Consider the following 24,955-nt stretch of genomic DNA (forward strand, 5'->3'; position numbering starts at 1 on the left):
AACCTACTTCCGCGGCGGGAACATGGCATCGGGCCGGTCGCCGCTCCAGGAGAGCAGCGAGACCTTGCCCTGTGGTTCCGCGCCGTGGGTACAGGCCTCGGGCGCACCCATGCCTAGGTCGTGGAAGACGTCCTCGGAGGCCTTGGCCGGGTCCACATCGCCAAACGGGTCCAAGTCGGTAATGCCGCGCGGGGATTCCGGCGAGGCGGTGGGGATGACGTAGCGGTCATCGTATTTAGCGATGGACAACAGACGGTACATGCCTTCCATGTCCCTGCCCGTCATGCCGACTGCCTGCGCGATCTCCTCCTGCGGCTCATTGCCCAGGTTGATATCGCGCATATACGAGCGCATGGCGACGAGCCTGCGCAGGGACTTTTCCACCGGGACGGTATCGCCGGCGGTAAATAGGCCCGCCAAGTATTGCAGAGGAATGCGCATATTCGATAGCGCCGAGAAGAGGATCTTGTGGTCCTCACCGTCGTTGCCGGTTGCGGTCACCTTGTCAACGATGGGCGACAGCGGCGGGATGTACCAAACCATCGGCAGCGTGCGGTACTCCGGGTGCAGCGGCAGAGCGACGCCGTACTTGAAGATGAGGTCGTAGATCGGCGACTGCTGCGCGGCATCGATCCAGGAGTGCGGGATGCCCTCGGCTTGGGCCGCGCGGACTACCTCTGGATCGTGGGGGTCGAGCATGATCGACTTTTGGGCCTCGAAAAGGTCCTGCTCATTCTCGGTGGAGGCGGCCTCGGCGACGCGGTCGGCATCGTAGAGGATGACGCCTAAGTAGCGCAGGCGGCCCACGCAGGTCTCGGAGCACACGGTGGGCTGTCCCACCTCGAGACGCGGGTAGCACAGCGTGCACTTTTCGGCCTTGCCGGTCTTGTGGTTGAAGTAGACCTTCTTATACGGGCAGCCGGATACGCACATGCGCCAGCCGCGGCAGCGGTCCTGGTCCACCAGGACGATGCCGTCTTCGGTGCGCTTGTACATCGCGCCAGAGGGGCAGGAGGATACGCAGGTCGGGTTCATGCAGTGCTCGCAAATGCGCGGCAGGTAGAACATGAACGAGTCCTCGATTTCCTTCTTGACCTCGAGGTTCATGTTGTGGAGCACGGGGTCATCGTCAAGCGTGGCAGTAGAGCCACCCAGGTTATCGTCCCAGTTGGAAGACCATTCGATCTTGCCGATGTCCCGGCCATCGATCTGGGAGACCGGCTTGGCGGTGGGCTGGGTCTTCTGACCCGCCTCGGCGCCCATCAGGTCCTCGTACTGGTAGGTCCAGGGCTCGTAGTAATCCTGGATGGTGGGCAGGTTGGGGTTGTGGAAGAGAGTGGCAAGCTTCTTGAGGCGCCCGCCGGCCTTGGGCTTGATCTTGCCGGATGTCGTGCGCTCCCAGCCGCCCTTCCACTTTTCTTGGTCCTCCCAGGTGCGCGGGTAGCCGAGGCCGGGGCGGGTTTCGACGTTATTGAACCAGATGTACTCGGTGCCTTCGCGGTTGGTCCATGCCTGCTTACAGGTAACTGAACACGTGTGGCAACCAATGCACTTGTCCAGGTTCATGATCATGGAGATTTGGGCCATGACTTTCATTAGTAGGATACCTCCTGGGAACGGCGGCGTACGCGGGTGACTTCATCGCGGTTATTGCCGGTAGGGCCGATGTAGTTGAAGTGGTAGGTCAGCTGGCCATAGCCGCCAGCGATGTGCACCGGTTTGATGGAAATGCGGGTCAGCGAGTTGTGCGTGCCGCCGCGGCGGCCGGTGTGCTCGTTGATCGGAGTGCCCACGGTGCGCTCCTGCGCGTGGTTGCACAGCATGGTTCCCTCCGGAATGCGGTGGGAGACGATGGCGCGGGCGGAGACGACGCCGTTGCGGTTATATACCTCAACCCAGTCGTTGTCCGTGACGCCGATTTTCTCGGCGTCCTTATTGGACATCCAGACCACCTGGCCACCGCGCGAGATGGAGAGCACGTGCAGGTTGTCGAAGTACTGCGAGTGGATGGACCACTTATTGTGCGTGGTCAAGTAACGCAGCGTGACTTCAGCCTCGCCGCGGTCATTGGTCAATTCCGTGCCCGGCGCGAATTCGCCGTGCATGTGGACGTGATCGAGCGGCGGGCGGAAAATCGGCAGCGATTCGCCGTAATCCATGAACCAGTCGTGGTCGATGTAGTACTGCATGCGGCCGGTCAGCGTGTGCCAGGGCTTATCAAACTCGACGTTGATGGAAAAGGCGGTGTAGCGGCGCTTATTACGCTTATCGGCGGTCCACTCGGGAGAGGTGATGACCTCCTTCGGGCGTTCCTTGATGTCATCCCAGGTGATGCGTACGTCTTCATCGGGAGTGCCCAGTGGCGTCAGATCCTTGCCGGTGCGTGAGGATAGGAACTCAAAACCTTGCTTGGCTAGCTCACCGTTGGAGACACCAGACAGGTGCAAGATGGCGTCGATGACTTTGGTGTCCTTGGACAGATCCACCAGCTCGCCCATGGAGGTCTCCGTGGTGCCGCAGATGAGCTCGAGCTCCTTGACCTGCTTTTCCACGTTGAACTTGGTGCCGTGCACGCCGGTGCCGGCCTTGGCGGGAAGCGGGCCTAAGTGAGCCCACTTTTCGTAGACCTTGGTGTAATCGCGCTCGACCACATGCAGCTTCGGCATTGTGACCCCAGGGATAAGGCCCTGTTCTTCGGGGTCGGGGACGATGCCGTTGGGCATGCCGAGCTCGTCCGGGCTGTCGTGGTGGCTCGGCTGGGTAATGACATCGCGCTGCACACCCAGCCACTTGGTGGCTTTATCGGACAGCGCTGCAGCCAGGTCGCGGAAGACCTCGTAGTCCGAGCGCGCCTCCCACGGCGGGTTAATCGCCGCGTTAAACGAGTGCAGGTACGGGTGCATGTCGGTAGAGGACATATCGTGCTTTTCGTACCAGGTAGCGGCCGGGAAGATGAGGTCCGAGACCAGCGTGGTGGAGGTATTACGGAAGTCCGTGGTCATCATCAGATCCAACTTGCCCTCCGGTGCCTCATCCACCCACTTGATGCTGCGCGGGCGGTCTTCGGGGGCTAGTTCTTCCGCGGTGGCGTCCGAGTCGATGCCCAAGAGGTGGCGCAGGAAGAACTCGGTGCCTTTGGCGGACGAGCCGAGCAGGTTGGTGCGCCAGTTGAGCAGGATGCGCGGCCAGTTCTCCTCGGCGGACGGGTTGTCATAGGAGAATTCCAGGCGGCCATTTTCTAGCTCTTGGACCACGTAGTCGTTGATGTCCATGCCGGCCTCATCGGCTTCATCGGCGAGGAAGAGCGAGTTGCGGTTGAACTGCGGGTAGGCCGGCATCCAGCCGCGGCGCATGGATTCCGCCATGGTATCGGAGACCATCTTGTCCCCAATGGAACCGTGACTAGCAAGCGGCGATCCCAAGTGGGAGGCGCGCGAATTATCGTACCGATACTGCTCGGTGGCGAAGTAATAGAAGCCGGTGGAAATCATGTGGCGCGGTGGGCGCTGCCAGTCGGCGGCCATGGCCCACTGGGTCCAGCCGTTGATCGGGCGCAGCTTTTCCTGGCCCACGTAGTGCGCCCAACCGCCGCCGTTAACGCCCTGGGTGCCGCACATGGAGGTCAGCGCCAAGAAGGTGCGGTAGATATTATCGGCGTGGAAGTAGTGGTTGACGCCAGCGCCCATGATGATCTGTGAGCGGCCCTTAGAATCCGCGGCGTTTTGCGCGAATTCGCGGCCGATGCGGATGGCGGTATCGGCGGCCACGCCCGTGAGCTCTTCCTGCCAAGCGGGGGTGCCGACTTCGCTGGAATCGTGGAAGTCCCTCGGCCAGCTACCCGGCAGGTGGAGGTCCTCGCGGTTGACGCCGTAGTGGGCGAGCATGATGTCGAAGACGGTGGTAACCAGCTTGCCGTCGACCTCGCGGACGGGAACGCCGCGGTGGACGATGCCCGCGCCAATCGGCTTATCGGTTCCCACGTCTTCAGGGTTGGTATCGAGATCGAAGCGCGGGAAGAGCACCTCGGCGGTGTCAAAGCTATCGGTTTCTGCGATGGACATGACCGGATCGGCGTTATCCAGCGCCAGGTTCCACTTGGCGCTCTCGTTATCCCAGCGGTCTGCCACGGTGCCGCCGGGGTCAACGATGCGCCCGTCTTCTTCCATCACCAAGCCACGGTGGGTGGCATTGGGGGAGGAGTTCAAGGTGGCATCGGCAAGCTGCGAGGCGGTGAGGAACTTGCCTGGGGTGTAGGTGCCGTCGCCGTGGTCTTCCAGGGATACCAGGAAGGGCGAGTCGGTGTATTTGCGCATGTAGTTCAGGAAGTACGGTTCCTGGCGGTCCACGTGGAAGGTCTTCAAGATGACGTGACCCATGGCAAAGGCGAGCGCGGCATCCGTGCCTGGCTCGATGCGGGCCCACTCATCGGCGAACTTGGTGTTATCCGCAAAGTCGGGCGAGACCACGACGACCTTGGTGCCCTTGTAGCGCGATTCCACCATGAAGTGGGCGTCCGGGGTGCGGGTGACCGGGATATTCGAGCCCCACATCATGAGGTAGGAAGAGTTGTACCAGTCACCGGATTCGGGGACATCGGTCTGGTCGCCGAAGGTCTGCGGCGATGCCGGGGGCAGGTCGGCGTACCAGTCGTAGAAGGAGAGCGCGACGCCGCCGATGGTCTGCAGGAAGCGCATGCCGGCACCATAGGAGATCTGGGACATGGCCGGGATCACGGTAAAGCCGTTGATGCGGTCCGGCCCGTACTTGCGGATGGTGTAGACGTGCGCGGCCGAGGCGATATCGATGGCCTCTTCATAAGAAATGCGGATAAGCCCGCCCTTGCCGCGCTGGGAGATATACGCCTTGCGCTTTTCTGGGTCCTCCTGGATGGCGCGCCATGCCAGGACGGAATCGCCGTGCTTTGCCTTTTCCTCGCGGAACATATCCACTAACACGCCGCGGGCGTACGGGTAACGCACGCGGGTAGGAGAGTAGGTGTACCAGGAAAAGGATGCACCGCGTGGGCAGCCGCGGGGCTCGTACTCTGGCATGTCATTGCCGGTGGTGGGATAATCCACCGCCTGGGATTCCCAGGTGATGACGCCGTCTTTGACGTAGACCTTCCACGAACACGAACCGGTGCAGTTCACGCCGTGGGTGGAGCGCACCATCTTGTCGAAGGCCCAGCGATTGCGGTAAAAGACGTCTGCCTGGCGGCCGCCCTTTAAGAAAAGTTGCTGGCCAGAGTCGGTAGCTTCGCCTTTGCGCAGGTAGGCGCCAAGCTTAAAGAGTGGATTTGAGTTGCCTTGTTCGGGCGCGAAGTATGCAGTCATGGGGAATGAAAGCTCCTAATTATCCGGGGAATGGGGCGTTGGGGCGGGCGTAGTAGATCCACACCAGCACGGTGGTGATGGCGAAGTACACGGCGCAGCCCCAGAAGAACGTCGGTGCAGACATCATGGAGAGCAAGACACCTGCGACAAACGGGCCGAAGGCGCCGATGGCACCGGTCCAACCGATGACGCCGCCTGCTTGGCGCTTGGGCAAAATCATGGGCATTTGCTTAAACGTGCCGGCATTGCCCAGGCCAGTGAAGAAGAAGAATATGAGCATGGTGCCCAGGAACCACCAGACCTCATCGGGCTCGTCCGGGGTGAGGAAGAAGGTGGCCACGACGGTAAAGATGGTCATGCCCAGGCAGCCAATGAAGGTCCAGATGGCGCCGCCGAACTTATCGCACAGTGGACCCCACAGCGCGCGGACGAGCGCGCCGATGAGTGGTCCCAGGAAGGCGTAGCTCGCGCCGGCAGGCAGGTTGTCGTAGGTGCCGGCAAATTCGGAGCCTTCGCCGAAGATCTGGTTAATAAGCAGCGCGGTTTGTGCGGCGAAGCCGGAGAATGCGCCGAAGGTCATGAAGTAGACGACGGTAAGAATCCAGGTGTTCTTGTTGCCAAAGATGTCCATCTGCTGGCGGAAATTCGCCTTCACGGGAACGTCCTTGAGCAGGGTCCATGCGAGGAATGCGCCGACGATGGCCCACGGCACCAAGAAGATGGCGGGGTTGTGGACAAAGATTTCACCATCGTCGGTGCGCTGCGGGGCGACAAAGCCCACGCCCAGCAGGGTAAAGCCCATGAGCCATGGGGCAACCAGCTGGATAAAGGAGATGCCGAAGTTACCGATGCCGGCCTGGATGCCCAGGGCGGTACCTGACAGGCGCTTGGGGAAGAAGTAGCCGGTCGAGGGCATGAAGCCGGAGAACACGCCGCCGCCGATGCCGGAGAGGAAGGCGAGGGTCATCAGCCACCAGTACGGGGTGGAGGAGTCCTGCACCGCGAAGAACCAGCCCAGCATGGGGATGATAAACAGCAGCGAGGAGCTGAAGACGAGCTTGCGGGTGCCGAGGATGGGCGGCAAGAACATGAAGATGAGGCGGAAGATACCGCACGCCAATCCGGGGATGGCGGTCAGCCAGTAGAGCTGGCTGCGGGATAAGTCGAAACCGATCTGGTTCAACTGTGGGGCAATTGCCGATACGAGGTACCAGGTGGCAAAGCCAATGATAAGGACGAATGTGGAGATCCACAGCGTGCGCCAGGCAATTTTAGAATCCCAGTGGTCAGAATCTTCTGGATCCCAACCCTGGATGACTTTGCCTGAGGTATCAAGAGAAGTCATGATTTCCTCACAGATAGTAGGTTGTTCAACTCTTTAATCTACCGGCGACTATGCTCAAAAAGGTAAATAAAACCGATAAAATCCGTATCTAATTACGACACACAAATGTTGCGTAATTCTTGATCGATTCCGATGTTGCTGGTTAGCCCCGTGCCTCAAGTACGTTGGTATCGAAAACGGAATAATGTGATATTAGCCACACTCCACAGTGGGGAAGGAATGAGACTCATGTCCCAAAGAAAGGCGCAGATAATCGTCAGCTCAGACCGCATCCTGGCCGGGGAAAAATCGAACCGCGCCGGGGAGAAAGCGGCAGAAATCCTGCGCGCGCACGACATCGATGTGGCACCACCCAGCATCGTGCCGGAAGGCTTTACGCCAGTCGATGACGCGCTGCGCACCGCCGTGGATACCGGCACCGATATTGTCGTGATTATCGGCGGCACCGGCATCGGGGCGACGAACCTGACCCCAGAGGTCACCGAGCGCTATATCAAGGCCCGCCTCTATGGCCTAGAGACCCAGGTGCTCCTGCGCGGGCTCGAGTCCTCGCCCAAGGCGGGCCTGTCCCGCGGGATCATCGGCATGACCGAGCACGGCGGCGGCAGCCTCATTATCAATTGCGCCTCATCCACCGGCGCCGTCGCAGATGCCCTTGGGGTTATTGCGCCGCTGATTGCCGATGTCTTCCGCTCCCGCGGCGAATAATCTCCTCCTCACCGTCCCTTCGCGCTCACGGGGAGGGTGGACTGTGGCTAAATTAGCCGCGCCGGTGAGCGCGAAGGGAGGGGTGCGGCGGAATAGACTGCAATTCGGCCGGGGTATCGTAATCGCGTTCGGCACCGGTGCCGGCCACCTCGACGAAATCGGCGCCGCGAACCAGCCTTCGCACGGAGACATTGCGGGTGGACTCCAACGCACCTAGGCACCCAAAGAGCGCATCGGTATGCCACAGCGAACACAGGGGTTGTAAATACCCGTCCGCGGCGCGGGTAATCGCGGCACCGGCGGTGGGCGCGGCATGCAACGCTCCGTTCAGGTGTGGGAGCAGTTGCGGGGAATCGGGAGCATCCACCGCGAAGAGTGCCAGGCGGTCACAATGCGACAAAGCGCGCGCACCTGCCTCGATGCCGGCGACGGGGCCACCAAAAAGCGGCGACTCGCAGACCTGCGGCATACCGAGGTAGTGCGGGGAGATAACAATAGACGGCATGCCATAGGGAAGCTGGCGCAGCAGGCGGTCCACCAGGCGCAGGCCAAAGGCGCGTACCTGTGCCTTATCGGCCCCGCCCATGCGGCGCGATTGCCCGCCGGCCAAAATGATCGCGCCGTCCATTAAGCCTCCGGGAGGGTCCTAGACCAATCGCCGGAGCGCCCGCCCGACTTCGCCACGATGCCGCACCGGCGAATATACGCGGAGCGATCGACACCCTTGACCATGTCAATGAGCGCTAAGGCGGCAACGTTGACCGCGGTCAGTGCCTCCATTTCCACGCCGGTGCGGTCGGCGGTGCGCACGGTGGCGGTGATCTTCACGTGGGCATCGGCAAGCTCGAGATCCACCGCGCAGCCGTGTACTCCAATGGTGTGCGCGAGCGGCAGGAGCTCTGGGACCTTCTTCGCCGCGGAAATGCCGGCGATGCGCGCGACCGCCAGGACGTCGCCCTTGGGCACGGTGCCCTCGCGCAGCGCGGTCATGACCTCCGGGGAACAGGCGACCTCGCCCTCAGCGGTGGCGGTGCGCACGGTCGGTTGCTTCTCGGTCACATCGACCATGTAGGCGGTGCCGGCGGAATTGAGGTGGGTAAACTCCATGAAAAATTCTCCTCGTTAGTACAGATAGACGGTGGTTTCTTCGCCCGCGGCGGGGGCAGGTCCATCGATGATGCAATACCCATTCGTACCTGCCAGCGAGACCACGCGGTGGCTGCCGCGGCTTAACGCGCCAGTAATCCTGGGCTTTCCCGCAAAACTTATGGTTACAGGAACGATGAAGGGGCGCGTGCTTGCGGGCGGCAGTGGCACCGCCACCTCCGCACGCACCTGCACGGTCTCGCGCGGATGTGGCTGGCCCGATAAGGCGGCGATAAGCGGGCGGGCATAAAGCTGGAAACCAACGAAAGCCGCCACCGGATTGCCCGGCAGCGAGAGCACCGGAACACCCCGCCACGTGCCGATGCCCTGCGGCGCGCCGGGCCGCTGATGAACGTGCCCGAACCACGAATTATCGCCCGCGCCGAGCACCCCGTGCACCACATCGAAGGCGCCGGCCGATACCCCGCCGGAGGTAATGATGAGGTCGTGGGATGCGCTGAGCTCATCGAGCAATCTGGATAACTCCGCGGGGTCGTCGCCGACGTGGAAGTAGGACTCCGTGTGGGCGAGGGAGGCGAGCATCGGCCCATTGGAATCTGGCAGGCGCCCTGGGGAAAGCTCGTCTGGATACGAAGAAAGCTCATTGCCGGAAGAAATCACCGCAATGGGTGGGCGCCGATAGGCCTGCACCGAATAGATGCCGGTGGATATAAGCGCTGCAATAACCGCGGCATTCGCGGTGGTCCCGGCCGTAGCAACGACGGTGCCTGGCCGTATATCTTCGCCGGCGGGGCGGATATGCGTTTTTGCGGGCGCTTCGGTGATGGTGACCTCGCGCGGCAGCTCCGTAGGCCCGGGCGGGACGGTGGTGTTTTCTACTGGGACGACGAGCAGGCCAGCGGTATCACCCACCGGCGCACCGGTCATGATGCGAACGGCCTGGCCGGCGGGAACTTCCTGGGCGGTAGCCCCGGCGGGGACATCGCCTGCGACCGGCAGCGTCCACGGGCCCGCACCAGAAATATCAGTGGCGCGGACGAGGAATCCATCCATCGCGGAATTAGCAAACGGCGGGACGGGAAAGCGCGCGGTGGCATCCTCCGCTAATACTCGGCCGCGCAGCGCTGGGCCCACGGGAACGGACTCTGCGCGCGGGGCCGGCGCCAGCGCCAGAACCGCGGAAAGGTGCTCAGAAATGGAACGCGATGCGGACATAAATAATTAGATTAGCCGCCAATGGCTGACATGGGACGATCCGGCTGCAAAAAGCCTTCATCATCAATGCCGTGGCCGGGTTTCTTCGTCCACATTTCCCCGGCCCATGCCTCCATCAACTCCTCGTCGCTCGCGCCAGAGCGCATGAGATCCCGCAATTGGGTTTCGGAATTGCCAAAAAGGCAGTTGCGCACGGCGCCATCGGTGGTAAGCCGGGTGCGGTCGCAGTCGCCACAGAAGGGATGGGTTACCGAGGCGATAATGCCCAGCTTGCCGGCGGTGCCATCGGGGGCGATAGCATCCCACAACGCGGCCGGGGCCGATCCGCGCGGCTCCCGCGCCGGGCGCATGGAAAAGTGGTCCTGGAGCCTGAGCAAAATATCATCGGCGGTGACCATGTCTTCGCGGCGCCACTTTTCGCGCGGGCCGAGAGGCATCTGCTCGATAAAGCGCAGCTGGGCGCCCTGGTGCAGGGCATAGTCCGCCAGCGGGACGATATCTTCCTCGTTGACGCCGGGCATGACCACGGCATTGATCTTGACGGGATTCAATCCGGCATCGGCCGCAGCGGCGATGGCCTCGAGCACGTGGGATAGGCGGTCGCGGCGGGTGAGTGCGGCATAGCGCTGAGGATCGATGGTATCCAGCGAGATATTGATGCGGTCGAGCCCCGCGGCGGCAAGCTTTGCGGCGCGCTTTTCCAGACCCAACCCATTGGTAGTCAGCGCCGTGGACGGTGCGATGCCTTCATCCGTGGTGAGTTCCTTGGTGGCGGCGATGATATCTGCCAAGGATTTGCGCAACAGCGGTTCGCCGCCGGTAAAGCGCACCTGGCGGATGCCGAGCTTTTCCACGCCGAGGCGGATAAGCCGGATGGTTTCTTCATCGGATAGCGTTTGCTGCGTGGGCATCCACTCTAAGCCTTCGGCCGGCATGCAGTACGTGCAGCGCAGGTTGCAGCGATCCGTAAGCGACACGCGCAGGTCGCGGGCCCTGCGGCCGTAGCGATCAACCAAGGCGCGGGTGCCGTCGCTTGCTGCGGCAGGTAAGTCCTCCGGCGGCTGCGACCGGCCCACGGTGGGCAGGGGCAGGGAGACCGCTGAAGAAGAAGGCGTTGGTGAAGTCATTGCTGCCAGTCTAAGAGTGGGGAACAAGGTACACCAAGCTACAACGCCACCTGGCCGGGGATTATTCCTCGTTTTCCCGGTTAAAATCGCTTTCGTCGATATCGTCAAGGCGCTGGGCTTCACCCGGGCCCTTGAGGCGGATGATGTTGTAATCGCCTTCGGCCAAGTGGGCGCGCAAATCCTTCTTATCGAACTTGCCCACTGACGTCTTATCGATGGATTTTACGAAGGTCCAGTACTCCGGCAGCATCCAGCTGGGCAATTCCTTGCGCAGGCTCTGGCGCAACTTTTCGGCGGTCTCGATGGTGGGCGAGGCCTGCTCGCCCAAGACGGTGACGGCAAGTGGGCGTTCCACCCATTGCTTATCGGGGTAGCCGATCACCGCGGCTTCCACCACATCGGAATTGGCCATGATGAGGTTTTCCAGCTGTACCGAATAGATCCACTCGCCGCCGGAGCGGATGACATCGCGGGCGCGGTCCTCAACGGTAAGAAAGCCGTCCTTCGTCACGGAACCGACATCGCCGGTGCGCAACCAACCATCTGCAGTGAACTTGGATTCCGCGGCCTCGACCGGCTTGCCGCGGAACTCGGAGGCCACCTCGCCCGGCTCGGCGGTGGGCGAATGATAATAAGAACCGGTCACGAGGTTGCCGCGCACCTGGAGCTCACCGGCATTGCGGTCGGTCTTGGATACCACTTGGCCATCATTGACCACGCGGTACTGCAGCGAGGCGGCGATCTTTCCCTGGGAGATGCGATAGGCCCACCGGGTATCGCCGGACGCGCCCTGTGGCGGGCGGGCAACGCTGCCGACCGTCGAGGTTTCGACCATGCCCCACACGTGCACGACGTCGACGCCGTAATGTTCCTCCCACATCTTGATAAGCTGCGGCGGCACAGGGGAGCCGCCGGCGAAAATTTCCGTCAGCGTCATGCGCTCTGGCGGATTGTGCATGTAGTGCACGAAGAGCTGGATCCAGATGGTGGGCACGCCGTGGGCCACGCGCGGCGACGTGGCCGCAATGACCTTGGCAAGGGTGGGGGCGGAAACATCGGCATCGGGAAGCACGAGCGGGGTACCCGTCATGAAACATGTAAAGGGAACGCCCCAGCTCAGCACGTGATAGATGGGAATGCAGCACAGGAAGGTCTCACCGTGGGTAATGCACAGCGAATCCGAGGAACGCAGCTGCATGGCCTCGAGGTACAGCGAGCGGTGGGAATATAAAACGCCCTTCGGCGCGCCGGTGGTGCCGGTGGAATAGCACAAAGCGGCGGCGGTGCGCTCATCGAGCTCGGGCCAATCGTAGATGGTAGAGCGGCCATCCAGCAGCGCCTCGTAGGAATAAAACTCGATGCCGCGCGGGAAATGGTGGGCAAAGCGCTGCGGCGATTGGGAGCCGGTGAAAATCACCGAATGCACGGATGGCGCGCCGTGTAAAACCGTGCCCAACTGCGGGGCGAGGCGGGGATCACACACGATGACGGAGACCTCAGCGTGGCTAATGATGTGCCGGATCTGGTCATTCATCAACTGCTTATTCAGCGGGGTAAAAACCGCGCCCTTGCAGGCGGAGCCAAACATGACCTCGAGGTGCTCGGCGCAATTCCACATGAAGCTGCCCACGCGCTGATCACCGGTAATGCCAAGGTCATCGTGTAAAACATGGGCAAAGGCCGCCGCGCGGGCGGCGATATCGCGGAAGGTGACCTTTTCTGCGGGGCCAAACTCGGATCCGGTGCCCTCACCGTGCCAGGTGGTAACAGTGGTATTGCCATGCACCGACGCGCCGTATTCCAAAATACGGGTTAAAGACAGGGGAATATCCATCATCGTGGAAAGCATGCTTCCACTGTAGCGGTGTCCAAGTACTCATGGTGTAGCGAATGCGCTATACTTGCCATCGACTGATAGGAAAGCGGGAAATCTTCCCAATCCTATGCAATCGGGCCCAGTGACAGGTCCCATCGTTAAACATTGCCCACAGTCGTTTCTTGAATTCTTCCGCCCCCGCGTACGAGCTACAAGGGGGAATTCCCATACGGTAACCGGAAGAGGCCTCATGCTTATTGCCCGGCAGGGTGCGCTAGCGCCTTGGCACGAGGGCGAAAAGATAAGAAAAATACACATCGGCTTCCAGTGCACCCGCCCAAGCTTCCCTGAAGTGGGGGAGGGCGGATCCCAACTATGGACCTGGTCAAGCAACGAAAGGATATCCGTGAGCGATACGGACAACACCGCGGCACAGGATCTCGCATCCCTGAAGCTGCCGGAATTGCGCAAAATGGCCGCTGAGCGCGGCCTTCGCGGCGTCTCTGCCCTGCGCAAAGGGGATCTCATCACCGCCATTAAGACCGGTCAGGTTCCCCCAAAGGCGAAGGCAAAAATAGAGCAGGTAGAAAAGGCCGAGAAGGCCGAGAAATCCGCTAAGGATGCGGCGCCTGCCAAGCAGAAAGATAAGCCGTCTAAGAAGGACGATCGCGGCGAGAGCGATAACGGCAAGTCCGGCGACCAACAGGACAATCGCGGCAAAGACCGCAAGGACAACAGCGACGACCAGCGCTATGAATCGCGGTCGCAGGCCCGCCGTGCCCGCCGCAACCGCGCCCGCCGCCAGGAGCGTCTAGAGCAGGACGATAATAACCGGGGCGAGAATAACCGGAGTGACAACAACCGGGGCGACGCGCACAACCAGAACCAGAATCGCCACCAGGATCGCCGCGATGACTCCCAGGATGGCTCCGATAATCAGGGAGACAAGCAGGGCGAGAAGAACGGCGATAATAATCACCGCAATAATCGCAATGACGATAATAATTTTGACCGCGGTAACCGCCGTGGCCGTCGCAACCGCCGGAATCGCCGGGGTGGCCGGGGTAATAATGATAACCACGGCGGCGGCAATGACCTGCAGGTGCGCGAGGGCGATGAGCTGCAGGCAGTCGGCGGCATCTTGGATGTTGTAGACAATAACGTCTCCTTCCTGCGCACCACCGGGTACCGCGCGGGCGATGCGGACGTCTTTGTTAATAAAAACATCGTGCGCCGGCTGGGCCTGCGCTCTGGCGATGCCATTACTGGTCAGGTGAAGGTGGCTGGACCTACCCACACCCACGGCAATGGCCGCAACCGTCGCAAGTACAACCAGTTGGTGCAGGTCGATACCGTCAATGGGATCGATCCAGAAGAGGCCAAGCAGCGCCCGCACTTTAATAAGCTCACGCCGCTGTATCCCAACCAGCGCCTGCGCTTGGAAACGGATCCAAAGATCCTCACCACCCGCGTCATCGACCTGATCATGCCGATTGGTAAGGGCCAGCGCGCGCTCATCGTCTCGCCGCCAAAGGCCGGTAAGACCACGATTTTGCAAAATATCGCGAATGCGATTGCCACCAATAACCCTGAGTGCTACCTCATGGTGGTGCTGGTGGATGAGCGCCCTGAAGAGGTCACGGACATGCAGCGCTCCGTGAAGGGTGAGGTCATTTCTTCGACCTTTGACCGCCCGCCATCAGAGCACACCTCCGTTTCCGAGCTGGCCATCGAACGCGCAAAGCGTCTGGTGGAGCAGGGCAAGGATGTTGTGGTGCTGCTGGATTCCATCACCCGCTTGGGCCGTGCGTACAACAACTCCTCCCCGGCATCGGGCCGCATCCTGTCCGGTGGTGTGGATTCCAATGCGCTCTACCCGCCAAAGCGCTTCTTGGGCGCTGCCCGCAATATCGAAGAGGGCGGTTCGCTCACCATCATCGCCACCGCGATGGTGGAGACCGGTTCGACCGGCGATACCGTCATCTTCGAGGAATTCAAGGGCACGGGCAACGCGGAATTGAAGCTGGACCGCGGGATCTCGGAACGCCGCGTATTCCCAGCTGTGGATGTCAACCCCTCCGGAACCCGCAAGGACGAGCTCCTGCTGGTGCCTGAAGAGGCGCGCATCATGACCAAACTGCGCCGCATCCTGTCGGCCCTGGATTCCCACCAGGCAATTGACCTGTTGATCAAGCAGCTTAAGAAGACCCGCTCGAATGGCGAGTTCCTCATGCAGGTGGCTTCTTCTGCACCGATGGCTGCGGATAAGGACGAGGAAGACTATGTCTAATCAAGTTTCCATGGTTGATGACATTGTGTCGGAATACCAGGGCATTGAAATGCAGATGGGCGACCCAGAAATCGCCGGCGATCAGCAGGCTTTTCGCAAGCTATCCAAGCGGTACGCGGAGCTGCGCCCCATCATCAAGGTCAACGAGGAGCTGACCCAGGCGCGCGAGGATCTCGCGGACGCCAAGGAGATGGCTTATGAAGACCACGACTTCCAGGAAGAAGCGGACCGCCTAGCAGCGTCGGTGGAAGAGCTGGAAGAAAAGCTGGCTGACCTGCTCGCCCCGCGCGATGAGCAGGACTCGGAAGATATCATCATGGAGATCAAGGCCGGCGCCGGCGGCGAAGAGGCCGCGCTCTTTGCCGGCGACTTGGCCCGCATGTACGAGCGTTTTGCCGATAAGATCGACTTTAAGTGGGAGGTCTTGGGCCTTAACGAGTCCGATTTGGGCGGCGTAAAGGACATGACCATTTCCTTCCGCGCTAAGTCTCCGACGCGCGATGGCGCGTGGTCCGTCTTCAAATTCGAGGGCGGCGTGCACCGCGTGCAGCGCGTGCCGGTCACGGAATCGCAGGGCCGCATCCAGACCTCCGCTGCTGGCGTGCTGGTGTACCCGGAGCCCGAAGAGGTGGAATCGGTCAATATCGATGACAAGGATATCCGCGTCGATGTGTACCGCTCCTCCGGTAAGGGTGGTCAGGGCGTGAACACCACCGACTCCGCGGTGCGCATTACCCACCTGCCCACGGGGTTGATTGTTACCTGCCAGAAGGAACGTTCGCAGATCCAGAACAAGGCCCGCGCCCTGCAGGTGCTGCAGGCTCGCCTGGACCAGATGGAGCGCGAGGCCCGCGAGGTCGAGGCTGGCGAGCAGCGCGCCTCCCAGGTGCGCACCATGGATCGCTCCGAGCGCGTGCGCACTTATAACTGGCCCGAAAACCGCATCACGGATCACCGCATTGGCTACAAGGCCAATAACCTGGATTCCGTGTTAAACGGCGATATGCAGGATCTCATCAAAGCCCTGCAGGACCAAGAGCGCGCCGAGCGCCTTGAGGCCGAGGGGTAATTGCGGTCGATGGAATCGTACGGTGAGGCGCTGCGCCATGGGGTGCAGCGCCTTCGCGTTGCTGGAGTAGGAAGTCCCGAGTGGGATACGCGGATCCTCATCTCCCACCTCATTCACTGCGGGCATTTGGATATCCCGCTGCACGAGCCACCCATGCCCGGCTTCGAGGTGGCTTTTGAGGCGCTTTTGCGCAGGCGGGAACAGCGCGAGCCGCTGCAATACGTGCTGGGTACGGCGTGGTTTGGTCCCCTAGACCTAAAGGTGGGCCCAGGCGTGTTCATTCCGCGCCCGGAAACGGAGGTGATGGCGGACTGGGCGGTCCACCACGCACCAGGCCCGCGCATGGTGGATTTGTGCTCGGGTTCGGGCGCGCTGGCGCTCTACCTGCAGCATTACGTACCGCAGGCGGAGGTTAAGGCAGTAGAGCTTTCCGATGCCGCCCTCGAGTTCACCCGCGCCAATACTCTCGGCACCGGGGTAGAGGTGGTGCAGGCGGACGCGACCGACAGTCAGACTCTGGCGGACTGGAATGGCACGGTCGATCTCGTGGTGAGCAACCCGCCATACGTTCCGGAAGATCCGAACTTGCAACCGGAGGTGTATCACGATCCGCGCGTGGCCGTCTTCGGCGGCGATGACGGCATGGGAGTAATCCGCGGGTTGATTCCCACCATCGCCAGGCTTTTGCGCCCGGGCGGGGTCATGGCGATTGAACACGACGATACGACTGGCGATGCCGTGCGCGATGCGGTGCGTGACCACAGCGGCTTTTCCCATATCGCTCCGCTTAAGGACTTAACAGGCACGCCGCGCTTTATTACTGCACAGCGCGCGGTAGACTAAGGCATCACCGTCGGGCAAGAAGGGGATAATTGATGCAAGGAAAAATTTATAATTGCGCCGATGACACCGAGCGTGAGGAAGGCGTGAGCATCGCCACCAAGGCCGCAAAGTCTGGGCGGCTCGTGGTCATGCCCACCGATACGCTGTACGGTTTGGGCTGCGATGCCTTCGATAATGACGCGGTAGCCAACCTGCTCGCCACCAAGCAGCGCGGGCCGGATATGCCGGTTCCCGTGCTCGTTGGCTCGTGGAATACCGTGCGCGGACTCGTCGCCTCGTACCCCGATTCCACCCGCGACCTCGTCGAGGCCTTTTGGCCAGGCGGGCTATCCATCGTGGTGCCACAGGCGCCATCCTTGCCGTGGAACTTGGGAGATACCCGCGGCACCGTCATGCTGCGGATGCCCCTTCACCCGATTGCCATCGAGCTCTTGCGCGAGGTAGGACCGATGGCGGTTTCATCTGCCAATATCTCCGGACACCAACCACCAACTACGGCGCAAATGGCCAAGGACCAATTGGGCAAGGCCGTCACCGTGTACTTGGATGGGGGAGAAACGGACATCGGCAAGCCCTCGACCATTATCGATCTCTCCGGTGATCATCCATACCTACTGCGCGAGGGTGCATTATCCGCGGAGGAAATCGGTGAGGTCCTCGGCGTCTCCGCTGATTCCCTGCGGACCCGGCCCCAAGGATAGAAGGAGCATTTCGCGTGAGCGGCACTGGCGTACCGCTGCGCGAGTTGGCCTTGGTCATCCTCGTAGCAGCGACATTTACCTACCTGACCACCGGAGTGGTGCGATCCTTTTTGGTCCGCACGGGCCGGGTGGCAGAAATTCGCCTGCGTGATTCCCACTCCCAGCCCACGCCCCGCATGGGCGGGCTCGCCATGTTTACCGGTTTTGGCGCGGCGATATTCCTCGCAGCCCAGCTTCCAGCCTTGACTCGCGGGTTTATGCCCGTCACCCCGGAGATGAGCGCGGTGATGTGGGCGGCGCTGGCCATCGTGCTTGTCGGGGTTGCCGATGACTACTTGGAACTCGGCGCCCTCATCAAGCTTTTCGGGCAGCTCTTTGCCGCCGCGCTCATGAGTGGCCTGGGCCTGACGTGGACGCTGCTTTTCATCCCCTTCGGCGGCGGCACCACGGTAGTGCTCGACCAGATTCAAAGCACGTTGCTTACCGCGTTTTTCACCGTGCTCCTTATCAATGCCATCAACTTCGTCGACGGCCTCGATGGCCTCGCAGCAGGACTTGGCCTCATCGCCGGTGGCGCCATCTTAGTCTTTTCGCTCACCGTCCTGCATGACCAGGGCGGGGCGGTATCGGCCTATCCACCCGCTATTATCAGCGCCGCTCTGGTGGGGATGTGTGCGGGCTTTTTGCCCCATAACTTTGAACCCTCGCGAATCTTTATGGGCGATTCCGGCTCCATGCTTATCGGGCTCTTGCTCGCCGCGGCTTCTACTTCGGCCTCGGGCAAGATCAATATGTCTCTCTACGGCACCGTGGACATGGTGGCGCTAATGTCGCCCATCCTCGTGGTGATCGCAGCGGTGTTTATTCCAGTCTTAGACCTTGTCTGGGCGGTTATTCGCCGCCTATCCCAGGGCCGTTCGCCATTTTCTGCGGATAAGGCGCATATCCACCACCGCCTGTTGTCGTTGGGGCATACGCACCGGCGCACTGTGCTCGTGCTGTACCTCTGGGTATCCGCGGTGGCCTTCGGTGCGGTGTCCTTTTCCATCGTGCCGGCCCCGGTAGCGGTCGGCTTGTCCATCACGGCATTATTGGTTGCCTTTGGCACGACCTTGATTCCACTGCGGCAGGGCAAGATTGGCCTCCGGTCATCGGATGATTGCGTATTGCATGACTCTGCGAGCGCGTGATGTAGGGTGAATGTCCGTGAGTGACACAACGGAAAATGCTAATTTCGATGACCCGCGCGTGCCGCTGCAGCGCGCCGTAAAGAAGGGGGCTACCGCCCTCGGCATCTTTACCATCATTTCCCTCGCCGTCTGGGGAGGGGCACAAGGTGTCGCCGGGCTCTGGGGCGTTATCGTCGGCGCTGCTCTCGGCGGCGGCTTTGTCTTGTTTACCGCGCTGTCGGTCCTCTTTACCGCGAACTCGACCCCCTCTACCACTATCGCGGTGGTATTGGGCGGCTGGCTTATCAAGCTGATCGTGCTTATCGGCGTGCTGGCCATTATCCGGGACATGGATTTCTATGACACGTGGGCGCTCTTTCTTACCGTCGTCGTCGCGCTCATCGTTACCTTAGGCTCCGAAGTCTGGGCCGTGGTCACCTCTCGGGTCACTTACGTGTCCTAATTCGTGCCCACATTAGGGCTTAGCCGTCGCGCACTGGGGTGGTGCGCGACGGCCTTTTTGTGCCTGCATGCTGGCATTAATGGAAGGTGACCACCCCCGAGGAGGTGTGTTGGCTTAGGGGTGTGATCAACTGCACGTTTGTGAATTAGGCAGGAATAGCGCGGTTTTGTCTGCCAAAAGGCGGATATGGCGGTATCGGGTGTGGCTTATGGGGCCCCCACGTGCGAAAACTGTTGATCCAGCTGATACGATTTGCTTCGGGTTACCGCGGGGTTAAGTGTTGCGCTTTTATCCTGCACGGTAAATCCCTGTCTTGTTCACGCTGATGTGCGACGGAGTCCGTGTTCAAGGCAGAGAGTTTGAGACGTCCATCGCACCACAGAAGCCAGCTATTGGCTGTGTGGCCCGAACACGGGAGAGAACGCTGAGCGTTACAACATTGGCTATGAAAGGGCACTTCCATACGCCCGATCTAGGTGAAGAATTCTTCCCGGGGCAAATTGATGCCGACCATCTGTTTTTCGGTGACTTCGCCGACGGATGGTTCGCGCTTGATCGCCTGATGCTGATTCGCATTTTGATGACGCTAATTGTGGTGATCCTTTTCTGGGCTGCCTTTAAGAACCCTAAGTTGGTTCCTTCTGGCATTCAGAATGTGGGCGAGAACGCGGTCGACTTCGTCCGCGTCCACATCGCCGAGGACATTTTGGGTAAGAAGGAGGGAAAGCGATTCCTGCCAATTATCGCTAGCATCTTCTTCGCGGTTCTGTTTATGAACGTCGCGACCGTTATCCCGGGACTTAACGTCTCGCCCAACGGTCGTATTGGTATGCCAATTGTGTTGGCAGCCGTTTCGTACATCGTCATGATTTACGCCGGCGCCAAGCGCTACGGCTTTGGTAAGTTCATTCGCTCCTCCGTAGTGATTCCGAACTTGCCACCGGCATTGCACCTTTTGGTGGTACCGATTGAGTTCTTCTCTACGTTCATTCTGCGACCGGTTACCCTTGCAATTCGTCTCATGGCGAACTTCCTTGCTGGACACATCATCCTGGTTCTTCTCTTCTCTGCTACGAACTTCTTCTTCTGGCAGCTAAATGGTTGGACCGTCCTGTCTGGGCTGACCGTGGTCTTGGGCTTGGCTATGAGCCTGTTCGAGATTCTGGTTATCTTCTTGCAGGCGTACATCTTCGCTTTGTTGACGGCGGTGTACATCGAGTTGTCCTTGCACGCTGATTCGCACTAAGGACGAGGTCGACGAGCGCGACCGAGTAATCCACCTAATTACACAACACTGACATTCGGTCCGGTTCGGACTGAAGATTTTTACGAAAGGGAACGACTTTCACCATGAACGAAATCATTCTGGCACAGGATGCTGCTACGACGTTCGAAGGCTTCGGCACCATCGGCTACGGCCTGGCTGCTATCGGCCCAGGTATCGGTATCGGCATCGTCGCCGGCAAGACCGTTGAGGCTATGGCTCGCCAGCCGGAGATGGCCGGCCAGCTGCGTACCACCATGTTCCTTGGTATCGCCTTCACCGAGGCCCTGGCCCTTATCGGCCTGGTTGCCGGCTTCCTGTTCTAAAAGTACGAGTTTTCCAAACCGAAACTTTTAAGACGGGAGACCTATGAATAACGTCGTTTATATGCTTGCAGCAGAGGGCGAGGAGAACCCAGGTTCGGGTAGCTTCTCCGTTCTTCTGCCCAAGAACTATGACATTTTCTGGTCTTTGCTGTGCTTCATCGTAATTCTCTGGTTGTTCTGGAAGTTCGTGCTTCCTCGTTACACCAAGTTGCTCGAAGAGCGTGAAGACCGGATTGAGGGCGGCATGAAGCGCGCTGAGGCCCAGCAGGCCGAGGCCAAGGCTGCTCTAGAAAAGTACAATGCTCAGCTGGCTGATGCCCGCGCAGAGGCAGCCGAGATCCGCGAGCAGGCGCGCGAGCGCGGCAAGCAGATCGAGGCTGACGCGAAGAGCCAAGCGGAAGAGGAATCCCGCCGCATCGTCGCCAATGGCGAAAAGCAGTTGGAAGCTTCTCGTGCGCAGGTTGTTACTGAGCTGCGTTCCGAAATGGGACAGAACTCCATCAACCTGGCAGAAAAGATTCTGGGCGGCGAGCTTTCTGACGCCTCCAAGAAGTCCTCTACCATCGATGGCTTTTTGTCCGAGCTCGACTCTGTGGCACCGGCCGGAAAGTAGGCAACTATGAAGGCAGCTAGCCGCGAAGCACTCGCGAACTCACAATCCCGTGTGGATGAAATCCTCGCTGGCGATAAGAACGTCGCTAGTGCAGTCCAAGCGGGCCTAGACATTTTTGAGGTCGTCGACGTTTTGGATGGGGACCGCGAATTGCGCGTATCCTTCATCGACGTTGCAGCCCCGGCTGAAGCACGCAAGTCCTTGGCCGAGAATCTCTTTGGCTCCAAGATTTCTGCCGGTGCACTGAGCATCCTGCAGGAAGCTGCGGCGAACCAATGGTCTTCGCCGAAGGACTTCGTCAACGGGCTTGTATCCTTGGGCCGCCGCGCATTGCTGCGCGCCGCCGAGGCGCAGGGCCAATTGGGCCAGGTCGAAGACGAGCTTTTCCGCTTGGCGCAGATTCTGGACCGCGAGGGCGAGCTTACCCAGCTGCTTTCCGATCGAACTGCTGAATCCGCACGCAAGCGCGGATTGCTGGCAAACGTGCTCTACGGCAAGGTAACGATGTTTACTGAGGCGCTCGCGCTGCAGGCCATCAGCCGCCCAGAGCAAAACCCGATTGATGACGTAGCCGGATTGGCCGATACTGCAGCAGCCCTGCAGGATCGCACCATCGCGCGCGTTGTCGCTGCGGGTGAATTGAATGAAGGCCAGCAGGCAGTACTCGCTGAGAAGCTGGGCAAAATTTATGGTCGTGCGATGTCCATTCACTCTGAGGTTGACACCAGCCTCCTCGGTGGCATGCGCATCCGCGTCGGCGATGAAATCATTGACGGCTCGACGGCAGGCAAGATTGCCCGCTTCCGTGCCCAGATGGTGTAGCCGAAACGACAGAAACGATTTAAGTAAGTGCTGGAAGATACTACCGAGAGCAGGAAGAACATGGCGGAGCTGACGATCTCCTCCGACGAGATCCGTAGTGCGATTGCGAACTACACCTCGAGCTACTCCGCGGAGGCCTCCCGTGAGGAGGTCGGCGTGGTCATTTCGGCAGCTGACGGTATTGCGCAGGTTTCTGGCCTGCCATCCGTTATGGCGAATGAGCTACTCGAGTTCCCCGGCGGCGTAATTGGCGTCGCACAGAACCTTGACACCAACTCCATTGGTGTCGTGGTCCTGGGTAACTACGAGTCCCTCAAGGAGGGCGACGAGGTTAAGAGGACCGGCGAGGTCCTTTCCATCCCCGTGGGCGAGGACTTCCTCGGCCGCGTTATTAACCCACTGGGCCAGCCCATCGACGGCTTGGGCCCAATCGAAAGCGAAGAGGAGCGCGTCCTCGAGTTGCAGGCACCTTCGGTGCTGCAGCGCCAGCCGGTTGAAGAGCCAATGCAGACCGGCATCAAGGCTATCGATGCGATGACCCCGATCGGCCGTGGTCAGCGTCAGCTGATCATTGGTGACCGTAAGACCGGTAAGACCGCGGTTACCATCGATACCATTTTGAACCAGAAGGCTAACTGGGAGTCTGGCGACAAGGACAAGCAGGTCCGTTGTATTTACGTCGCCATCGGCCAGAAGGGCTCGACCATCGCCAGCGTGCGCCGCACCCTTGAGGAGCACGGCGCGCTGGATTACACCACCATCGTGGCGGCCCCAGCTTCTGATTCCGCCGGCTACAAGTGGCTGGCACCGTTCTCCGGTGCTGCATTGGGCCAGCAGTGGATGTACCAGGGCAACCACGTCCTGGTTATCTACGATGACCTGACCAAGCAGGCTGAGGCATACCGCGCAATTTCGCTGTTGCTGCGCCGCCCGCCGGGACGTGAGGCTTACCCAGGCGACGTCTTCTACCTGCACTCCCGCTTGCTGGAGCGCGCTGCCAAGCTTTCCGATGACATGGGTGCCGGCTCCATGACCGCACTGCCCATCATCGAGACCAAGGCTAATGACGTCAGTGCCTTCATTCCGACCAACGTCATTTCCATTACTGACGGTCAGGTCTTCTTGGAGTCCGACCTCTTCAACCAGGGTGTTCGCCCGGCTATTAACGTCGGTGTGTCCGTCTCCCGTGTTGGTGGTGCGGCACAGACCAAGGGTATGAAGAAGGTTGCCGGTAACCTCCGTCTTGACCTGGCTGCATACCGTGACCTGCAGGCATTCGCTGCCTTCGCATCCGACCTGGACGCTGCCTCCAAGGCACAGCTGGAGCGCGGCTCTCGCTTGGTCGAGCTGCTGAAGCAGTCCGAATCCTCGCCGCAGCCGGTGGAATACCAGATGGTATCCATCTACCTCGCCGAGGCAGGCATCTTCGACGTCGTTCCCGTCGAAGACGTTCGCCGCTTCGAGGCCGAGGTGCACGAGTACCTCAACGCCAATACTCCAGAGGTCTTTGAGCAGATCGCCGGCGGCAAGGCGCTCAGCGATGAGTCCAAGGAAGCACTCGAGGCCGCAGCCAAGGAGTTCGCTCCTACGTTCCGCACCTCCGAGGGCCACAACTTGGGTACCGAAGAGCCTGTAGATCCTTTGGACGAAAATGACGTGAAAAGCACCGAGCTCAACGTCTCCCGGAAGACGGCTAAGTAGAGTTCAGCTCTCGTAATTAACCGTCTATATGAAAGAAGGGAGGAGAAACGATGGCTAATCTTCGCGAATTGCGCGACCGCATTCGGTCCGTGAACTCGACTAAGAAGATCACTAAAGCCCAGGAGCTCATTGCTACCTCGCGCATTACCAAAGCGCAGGCTCGGGTGGAAGCCTCTCAGCCGTACGCGACTGAGCTGACCAATGTCATGAACAGGTTGGCTGCAGCGTCGACGCTAGAGCACCCTATGCTGCGCGAGCGTGAAGACGGCAACGTCGCCGCGATTCTCGTAATCACCTCTGACCGAGGCATGTGCGGTGGCTACAACAACAACGTCTTCAAGAAGGCAGCCCAGCTCAAGGCCCTCCTCGAAAGCAAGGGCTACGAGGTAGTTCGCTACGTCACCGGCAGCAAGGGCATCGGCCACTACAACTTCCGCGAGGAAGAGGTAGCAGGCAGCTGGGATGGTTTCTCTCAGGATCCAACCTGGGAGGGCACCCACGATGTGCGTCGCCACATGATCGATGGCTTCGTTGCTGGTTCGAAGGGCACTACCAAGGGCCGCGAGGGCCTGCATGCGGAAGGTGAAGGCGCAGGTGTTACCGGTTTCGACCAGGTGCACGTGGTCTACACCGAGTTTGAATCCATGCTGACTCAAACCGCGCGTGCGCAGCAGCTTTTGCCTGTTGAGCCGGTAGTGCAGGGCGAGGAGTACGAGATGGGTGACTCCGCACTGGAAGATCCGGAGCCGACGGAAAACATTTCCGCGGACTTCGAGTTCGAACCGGACGCGGATACCCTGATGGAAGCGCTGCTTCCGCAGTACGTCTCGCGTATCCTGTTTGCTATGTTCTTGGAGGCTTCGGCTTCCGAGTCCGCTGCACGCCGTACAGCTATGAAATCTGCTACTGACAACGCAACCGAGATGGTCAATGACCTGTCTCGCGTGGCCAACCAGGCCCGTCAGGCGCAGATTACCCAGGAAATTTCAGAGATCGTCGGTGGCGCTGGCGCGCTATCTGACAGCGCAGAAAGTGACTAGATT

The 24,955-nt window shown here is 60.4% G+C and carries 21 protein-coding genes; 13 read left to right on the forward strand and 8 right to left on the reverse strand.

Annotated features, from left to right (window positions below; genetic code table 11):
• Positions 1 to 3: 3 nt before the first annotated feature.
• The 3 genes from narH to HMPREF1267_RS05435 are packed head-to-tail and all read right to left on the reverse strand — an operon-like array spanning position 4 to position 6,678.
• On the reverse strand, positions 4 to 1,596 hold the full coding sequence (gene narH, locus HMPREF1267_RS05425; protein ID WP_023028667.1) for a nitrate reductase subunit beta: 1,593 nt from the start codon (positions 1,594 to 1,596) through the stop codon (positions 4 to 6).
• On the reverse strand, positions 1,596 to 5,333 hold the full coding sequence (locus HMPREF1267_RS05430) for a nitrate reductase subunit alpha (protein ID WP_023028668.1): 3,738 nt from the start codon (positions 5,331 to 5,333) through the stop codon (positions 1,596 to 1,598). Before HMPREF1267_RS05430 ends, narH begins: the two co-directional genes overlap by 1 nt.
• A 19-nt stretch (positions 5,334 to 5,352) precedes the next feature.
• Positions 5,353 to 6,678 carry a NarK/NasA family nitrate transporter gene (locus HMPREF1267_RS05435; RefSeq protein ID WP_023028669.1) on the reverse strand — a complete coding sequence of 442 codons (1,326 nt, stop codon included), beginning with the start codon at positions 6,676 to 6,678 and terminating at the stop codon, positions 5,353 to 5,355.
• A 228-nt stretch (positions 6,679 to 6,906) separates the two neighbouring features.
• On the opposite strand from HMPREF1267_RS05435, the gene HMPREF1267_RS05440 reads away from it, so the two are divergent.
• Positions 6,907 to 7,386: a molybdopterin-binding protein gene (locus tag HMPREF1267_RS05440; RefSeq protein ID WP_023028670.1), complete on the forward strand. Its 480-nt coding sequence runs from the start codon at positions 6,907 to 6,909 to the stop codon at positions 7,384 to 7,386.
• Between the two features lie 52 nt (positions 7,387 to 7,438).
• Here HMPREF1267_RS05440 and HMPREF1267_RS05445 read toward each other — a convergent pair whose 3' ends face one another.
• From HMPREF1267_RS05445 to HMPREF1267_RS05465, 5 genes are all read right to left on the reverse strand, one after another.
• Positions 7,439 to 8,014 (reverse strand): molybdenum cofactor guanylyltransferase, encoded by a 576-nt coding sequence (locus HMPREF1267_RS05445; protein ID WP_023028671.1) that lies wholly within the window; start codon positions 8,012 to 8,014, stop codon positions 7,439 to 7,441.
• Positions 8,014 to 8,493 (reverse strand): cyclic pyranopterin monophosphate synthase MoaC, encoded by a 480-nt coding sequence (gene moaC, locus HMPREF1267_RS05450; protein ID WP_005280185.1) that lies wholly within the window; start codon positions 8,491 to 8,493, stop codon positions 8,014 to 8,016. The genes HMPREF1267_RS05445 and moaC overlap by 1 nt, the downstream gene beginning before the upstream one ends.
• 15 nt (positions 8,494 to 8,508) lie before the next feature.
• Positions 8,509 to 9,708 (reverse strand): molybdopterin molybdotransferase MoeA, encoded by a 1,200-nt coding sequence (locus tag HMPREF1267_RS05455; protein WP_023028672.1) that lies wholly within the window; start codon positions 9,706 to 9,708, stop codon positions 8,509 to 8,511.
• Positions 9,709 to 9,719: 11 nt separating this feature from the next.
• Complete coding sequence (gene moaA, locus HMPREF1267_RS05460; RefSeq protein WP_005280187.1) at positions 9,720 to 10,835, reverse strand: GTP 3',8-cyclase MoaA; 1,116 nt, start codon at positions 10,833 to 10,835, stop codon at positions 9,720 to 9,722.
• A gap of 61 nt (positions 10,836 to 10,896) precedes the next feature.
• Complete coding sequence (locus HMPREF1267_RS05465; RefSeq protein ID WP_005282405.1) at positions 10,897 to 12,684, reverse strand: long-chain fatty-acid--CoA ligase; 1,788 nt, start codon at positions 12,682 to 12,684, stop codon at positions 10,897 to 10,899.
• 373 nt (positions 12,685 to 13,057) lie between these two features.
• Here HMPREF1267_RS05465 and rho point away from each other — a divergent pair, with 373 nt between their 5' ends.
• The 12 genes from rho (at position 13,058) to HMPREF1267_RS05525 (ending at position 24,952) form a co-directional block, all read left to right on the forward strand.
• Positions 13,058 to 14,941 (forward strand): transcription termination factor Rho, encoded by a 1,884-nt coding sequence (rho, locus tag HMPREF1267_RS05470; RefSeq protein ID WP_034666917.1) that lies wholly within the window; start codon positions 13,058 to 13,060, stop codon positions 14,939 to 14,941.
• A complete protein-coding gene (gene prfA, locus HMPREF1267_RS05475; protein WP_023028674.1) occupies positions 14,934 to 16,010 on the forward strand; it encodes a peptide chain release factor 1 in 1,077 nt (358 codons plus the stop codon). The genes rho and prfA overlap by 8 nt, the downstream gene beginning before the upstream one ends.
• A 9-nt stretch (positions 16,011 to 16,019) precedes the next feature.
• Positions 16,020 to 16,853, forward strand: coding sequence for a peptide chain release factor N(5)-glutamine methyltransferase (gene prmC / locus HMPREF1267_RS05480; protein ID WP_023028675.1), 834 nt, complete (start codon positions 16,020 to 16,022; stop codon positions 16,851 to 16,853).
• A gap of 32 nt (positions 16,854 to 16,885) precedes the next feature.
• Positions 16,886 to 17,554 (forward strand): L-threonylcarbamoyladenylate synthase, encoded by a 669-nt coding sequence (locus tag HMPREF1267_RS05485; protein WP_005282416.1) that lies wholly within the window; start codon positions 16,886 to 16,888, stop codon positions 17,552 to 17,554.
• Between the two features lie 14 nt (positions 17,555 to 17,568).
• The gene (locus tag HMPREF1267_RS05490) at positions 17,569 to 18,744 is read left to right on the forward strand and encodes an MraY family glycosyltransferase (RefSeq protein WP_023017787.1); all 1,176 of its coding nucleotides are present in this window, start codon (positions 17,569 to 17,571) and stop codon (positions 18,742 to 18,744) included.
• A 10-nt stretch (positions 18,745 to 18,754) separates the two neighbouring features.
• Entirely contained in the window at positions 18,755 to 19,186 is a 432-nt protein-coding gene (locus tag HMPREF1267_RS05495) for a hypothetical protein (protein ID WP_005280194.1), read from the forward strand.
• Positions 19,187 to 19,631: 445 nt separating this feature from the next.
• A complete protein-coding gene (gene atpB / locus HMPREF1267_RS05500; protein ID WP_005280195.1) occupies positions 19,632 to 20,432 on the forward strand; it encodes a F0F1 ATP synthase subunit A in 801 nt (266 codons plus the stop codon).
• Between the two features lie 104 nt (positions 20,433 to 20,536).
• Positions 20,537 to 20,776, forward strand: a complete 240-nt coding sequence (locus tag HMPREF1267_RS05505) for an ATP synthase F0 subunit C (protein WP_005280196.1) — start codon at positions 20,537 to 20,539, stop codon at positions 20,774 to 20,776.
• 43 nt (positions 20,777 to 20,819) lie between these two features.
• Positions 20,820 to 21,389, forward strand: a complete 570-nt coding sequence (locus HMPREF1267_RS05510; RefSeq protein WP_005280197.1) for a F0F1 ATP synthase subunit B — start codon at positions 20,820 to 20,822, stop codon at positions 21,387 to 21,389.
• Between the two features lie 6 nt (positions 21,390 to 21,395).
• A complete protein-coding gene (locus HMPREF1267_RS05515) occupies positions 21,396 to 22,211 on the forward strand; it encodes a F0F1 ATP synthase subunit delta (protein WP_005280198.1) in 816 nt (271 codons plus the stop codon).
• Between the two features lie 60 nt (positions 22,212 to 22,271).
• A complete protein-coding gene (gene atpA, locus HMPREF1267_RS05520) occupies positions 22,272 to 23,912 on the forward strand; it encodes a F0F1 ATP synthase subunit alpha (RefSeq protein ID WP_023017789.1) in 1,641 nt (546 codons plus the stop codon).
• 50 nt (positions 23,913 to 23,962) lie between these two features.
• Positions 23,963 to 24,952: a F0F1 ATP synthase subunit gamma gene (locus HMPREF1267_RS05525; protein WP_005280200.1), complete on the forward strand. Its 990-nt coding sequence runs from the start codon at positions 23,963 to 23,965 to the stop codon at positions 24,950 to 24,952.
• The last annotated feature ends 3 nt before the right edge of the window (positions 24,953 to 24,955 follow it).

It is taken from the genome of Corynebacterium sp. KPL1824 (assembly GCF_000478095.1).
GTDB classification, from domain to species: domain Bacteria; phylum Actinomycetota; class Actinomycetes; order Mycobacteriales; family Mycobacteriaceae; genus Corynebacterium; species Corynebacterium accolens.